This window comes from Wolbachia endosymbiont of Tuta absoluta (genome assembly GCF_059414725.1).
Genome location: NZ_JBNRJY010000158.1, coordinates 1 through 4,761, shown reverse-complemented (window position 1 = coordinate 4,761; position 4,761 = coordinate 1). Strand labels below are relative to the sequence as shown.

At 34.8% G+C, this 4,761-nt stretch carries 5 protein-coding genes; 3 read left to right on the top strand and 2 right to left on the bottom strand.

The genetic code is table 11. The features are described from left to right. The 3 genes from ACJ5GX_RS01715 to fumC form a co-directional block, all read left to right on the top strand. On the top strand, window positions 1–468 hold a 468-nt coding region (locus ACJ5GX_RS01715; protein WP_495292632.1), incomplete at its 5' end, for a RecB family exonuclease. 214 nt (window positions 469–682) lie between these two features. After that, on the top strand, window positions 683–2,089 hold the full coding sequence (locus ACJ5GX_RS01710; protein ID WP_052264743.1) for an ankyrin repeat domain-containing protein: 1,407 nt from the start codon (window positions 683–685) through the stop codon (window positions 2,087–2,089). A 192-nt stretch (window positions 2,090–2,281) separates the two neighbouring features. Continuing rightward, complete coding sequence (fumC, locus tag ACJ5GX_RS01705; RefSeq protein WP_007302656.1) at window positions 2,282–3,670, top strand: class II fumarate hydratase; 1,389 nt, start codon at window positions 2,282–2,284, stop codon at window positions 3,668–3,670. A 24-nt stretch (window positions 3,671–3,694) separates the two neighbouring features. Here fumC and ACJ5GX_RS01700 read toward each other — a convergent pair whose 3' ends face one another. Both ACJ5GX_RS01700 and ACJ5GX_RS01695 read right to left on the bottom strand, forming a co-directional pair. Continuing rightward, window positions 3,695–4,456 carry a hypothetical protein gene (locus ACJ5GX_RS01700; RefSeq protein WP_019236381.1) on the bottom strand — a complete coding sequence of 254 codons (762 nt, stop codon included), beginning with the start codon at window positions 4,454–4,456 and terminating at the stop codon, window positions 3,695–3,697. A 35-nt stretch (window positions 4,457–4,491) separates the two neighbouring features. Continuing rightward, entirely contained in the window at window positions 4,492–4,614 is a 123-nt protein-coding gene (locus ACJ5GX_RS01695; protein ID WP_265025008.1) for a hypothetical protein, read from the bottom strand. Window positions 4,615–4,761 lie beyond the last annotated feature (147 nt).

The window sequence follows — 4,761 nt, the reverse complement described above, 5'->3', positions numbered from 1 at the left end:
GATCCAAAAAATTTGATTGCAAATGAACACACCAGACAATTGTGTAATAAGAGCTGGTCAGATACTCGAATGACAGAAGAAATTTTATTGACAGCAAGATGTGATAGAGTTGAGTATCTACCAGGTGGGCAAGTAGCAATTATAGACTATAAACTTGGTTCACCACCTTCCAATGAGGAAGTTATGTCAGGATTTTTCCCGCAATTAATTTTACAAGCTTTAGCAGTGGAATACACAACAAAAAAAGAAGTCTCGGAGCTTGCTTATTGGAAACTTGATTATGATAAAATAAAGGTTATTGCTTTGAAAGATTATAGACAAAAAATGCATGAATTTCAGAATATTCTACCAGATTTCTTATCTAATTATTTAAGAGATACTACTCCCTTCATTGCCTCTCCTTATTTTGATAAATTCCTGAGATTTAACATCTACAAACAACTAGAAAGGATAGGGGAGTGGTTATAAATTATATCTCCTCTCATCCAGATCAAAATAGCTGGTTGTACAGCTGGTTTACTAAGTGCAGTAGGAGAATTACTAGATTGTGATATAGACTCATCTTTGCTAGACTCAAACAACCATAAAAAAACACTAAAAAGTGATTCAATCAATTTTAGCCATTAAAACTTGAATAGTGGCTAAAATAGCTTTAGATTGTATATTTATTTTAGAGGGGTATATGCCATCACAAAAACAGCTAAATGCGCAGCTAATTGATGCTGCTAAAAAAGGACAGCTAGATTTTGTTCAGCAAGCTATACAGGGTGGAGCAATTATTAATACAATAGATGATGATTATGGGAGAACTGCTTTAATATGGGCTGCTGACAATGGTCAACTAGAGATATTACAATACTTGATAGAAGAGGGAGCAAATGTTAATGCAGAATCTCCGGGAAACATAACTGCTCTAATTCATGCTGCTGCCCATGGTCATCTTGAGGTAGTACAACTTCTAATAGCAAATGGAGCTGATTTAAATGTGAAACGTAAAGGTCAATTCTCTGCCCTAACATATGCTATTGTAAATGGCCATACGGAGATAGCAAAGCTTCTAACTAGATATCATTTAATAGCTAATCTTGATATGTCAATACCTCGCTTGCCTCTTCCTACTTGTATACCAGAGTTATCATCTTATTGGTATGACTGTAAGGATGAGCTCAATAAAATGAAGGAAGAAGATAGTGAATTATATAATTTTCTTGTAAGTAAGAGAATTAATGAACAGGTAAGAATTTGGACAGAGAGTGAGACAATACGAAATATTGCACAAGATAGATTAAATATAGAATACTCAATCTATGCTAAAGATTTAACAGGTAAAATAGAATTAGTGATATTTTTTCTTAACAACAGGGAAATAATCAATTCTTTATCGTGGTATTATAAGGTAAGAATTCAAACAATTGATCAGGTAAAAAGGCTACTTGATCGTTTCACAAGAGAACATGTAGAGCTTGAAGTAGAAATTGTTCCAGCACAATTAAACTTTAATACTCAAGAGTTACAACCCCCTAAACTAAAAACATTATCATTTGCACAAATGATTAACAATCATGCAGGATTATTTTCAGCTGCCAAAAATGGTCAATTAGAAACAGTAAGATACCTGATAGAAAAACAGAAAGAAGATATTAATTCAACAGATCACTATGGAAGAACTGCTCTAATGTGGGCTGCTGGAAGTGGCTATTTAGAGGTAGTAAAGTACCTGATAGAAACAGCAAAAGCAAATGTTAATGTGAAAGATGGCTATGAAAACACTGCTCTGAATTATGCTACTAGAAACGGGCATTTAGATGTAAAAGAATATCTGAAAAGTCATATACAAAAAGAGCTACGGAAGAAATACGTCTGCATTGGTGTTAGTGGTATAGTAGGTTATGTTGCAGGTATGACAATATCATGTTCTGCGGGAGCAGTGATTACAGTTTGTGCAGCATCAGCGACCGTTAGTCTAGCGTTAGGTGCAATGTTGGGTTATATGATTGTAGAAGTAAAAAAAGAGAAAGCAAACAAAGGTATAGCTTCTGCGCTTAAAGATGTTTTCACTATTCAAGCTCTAAGTAGAATAGCCTTATAGAGAGTGAAAGTAGGTTTATTGCTTAAGGTTGCATGATTGCCTTAATAACAATAAAAAAATAATAGAAGCAAAAGATATGGCTTGAAAATTTTCTAAGGTCTTCACTAAAAATGTCTCAACTTGACACTGAAATACAATTTGATTTAATTAATTCATATATGTAGGTAACGTCAAGCACTAGAAGGAGGAAATATGGATAAAAAAATTAGGATAGAATCAGATAGCTTAGGAGAAGTAAAAGTACCAAGTGAACGTTACTGGGGAGCTCAGACTCAGCGTTCTTTGGAAAATTTCAAAATTGGTACAGAGAAAATGCCAGAGCCCCTGATTAAAGCGCTAGCAATAGTAAAACTTGCAGCAGCACGTGTTAACATGAAACAGGGTAGCATAGATAATAGAGTAGGGGATGCAATCTGCACAGCGGCACAGGAGGTAATAGACGGTAAATTTAATAATCAATTTCCGCTTGTTGTTTGGCAAACCGGTTCTGGAACGCAGACCAATATGAATGTGAATGAAGTGATCAGCAATCGTGCAATAGAAATTTTGGGCGGTGATTTAGGTAGTAAGTCTCCAGTGCATCCAAATGATCATGTAAACTGTGGTCAGTCATCAAATGACACTTTTCCAACAGCAATGCATATAGCAGTAGCAGAGCAAATAAACCGCTTGCTTATTCCCAATCTTGAAGAATTATATAAAGCGCTAAATAATAAGGTTCATGAATTTAAAGATATAATAAAAGTAGGGCGTACTCATCTGCAAGATGCAACTCCTCTAACACTTGGGCAGGAATTTTCTGGCTATGCAGTTCAGATTAAAAAGGGAATAGAGAGAGTAAAGTCAACTCTAAGCAATGTATATGAACTTGCACAAGGTGGTACCGCGGTTGGCACGGGAATCAATACTAAAAAGGGTTTTGCTGAGGATTTTGCTAAAGAAGTGGCAAAAATCACTAATTTTCCATTTATTTCAGCAAAAAATAAGTTTGAAGCACTAGCAGCAAATGATGCTTTAGTTGAGCTCAGTGGAGCACTCAATACAGTAGCAGTAAGCTTGATGAAAATTGCAAATGATATAAGGCTACTTGGTTCTGGTCCAAGATGCGGGATTGGAGAAATAATGTTACCAGAAAATGAGCCTGGCTCTTCAATCATGCCGGGTAAGGTGAATCCAACTCAATGCGAAGCAGTGACTATGGTATGTGCTCAAGTTATGGGAAATCATGTTGCCGTGACAATTGGTGGCTCAAATGGTCACTTTGAATTGAACGTGTTTAAGCCGGTGATAATTTACAATGTTTTGCAGTCTATAAGACTTTTAGCTGATACAAGTTTAAATTTTGCAGAGAAATGCGTAGTTGATATTAAAGCAAACGAAGAAAGAATAAAGGATTTACTAAATCAGTCGTTAATGCTAGTTACTATATTAAATACGCATATAGGATATGACAATGCAGCAAAAATAGCGAAGCTTGCTTATAAAGAAAATATCACTCTAAAGGAAGCAGCAGCAAAACTTCAACTGCTCACTGAGGAGGAGTTTGAAAGGATAGTGAAACCAGAGGAGATGGTAGGTTAAACTACCACCTTTTTTTGTCCCTAGTTAATTGTGGTAATATGTATGGAACTTTGCTGGTTGCTCTACATATACCTCTTCTAAATCACTTAGAGCGTGGTCATTGTGATTAAAGCCATATCTCTTAACCATCTCATCTAGCGTAACAGAGCTTAGAGAGAAACTGAACTCTGGCAATGGATTCACATTTGAGGATTGCAGACTAGTTACTCCATTTATCAAATAGTTATAATACTCTGGGGATAATTGCTCACCTTCTAGGCTATCTGATATATGCTCATTCGACGTTAAACTACTACTAACTGTCGAATTTTCTGTTACAGTATTGCAGAATTGATTATCGAATTCAGCAAAACCCAGAAATGGAATTACTGTTTGGCTACATGATTGATTCTCTTTGTCAGAAGAAAGTTCTAGTCTAGTATCAAATGTATGTTCAACAACTGTTTCCTCGAACGCAGGAGATATAAGAGAGAAATGTGCTGCTGGCAAATCATCTCTGTTTTGTACTAACGGTTCATTGGAGTTTTCAGTACTTAAGTTGCTTGAACTCTCTTTATTGCTTAAGTAAAAATTCTTTAGGACAAGCTTAGCTTTGACAGTTGATTTTGTCTCTAAATTTACTTTATAATCTTCTTTTTGTTGGGGATTCAGTTGATTAAATAGAATTTTAAATAAAGTCGATGTGGGATTAATACAATCGAGTGTATTGAAAGCAAACTCTTGAGGTAACTGATTAAAGATAGAAGGTGCTTCTTCCTTGTCTAGTGCATTTAGTATGCCGGACATAGCTTTAGAGCCTTGAGGCTTTGCTTTAACATGCTCTATATATTCATTTTATGGTTAGTGCTAAGGTTATTAAATGCCTTTCTAAGTTTATTTGTTTGGTGAGAGTTAATTAACTTGTTTAAATTTTTCACCACTTCGTTGCTTATACTACCATGCATTTCTTTACCACCATCAAAGTTAATATATTAATATTATATGAGATTTAATGATAAAATCAATATAAAATTTTTAAAAATTAATTATTTTTATTATAAAAACAGGAATTCTATTAATTTTTTTCCTGATTTGTGTCTGTTTTGCTTTCT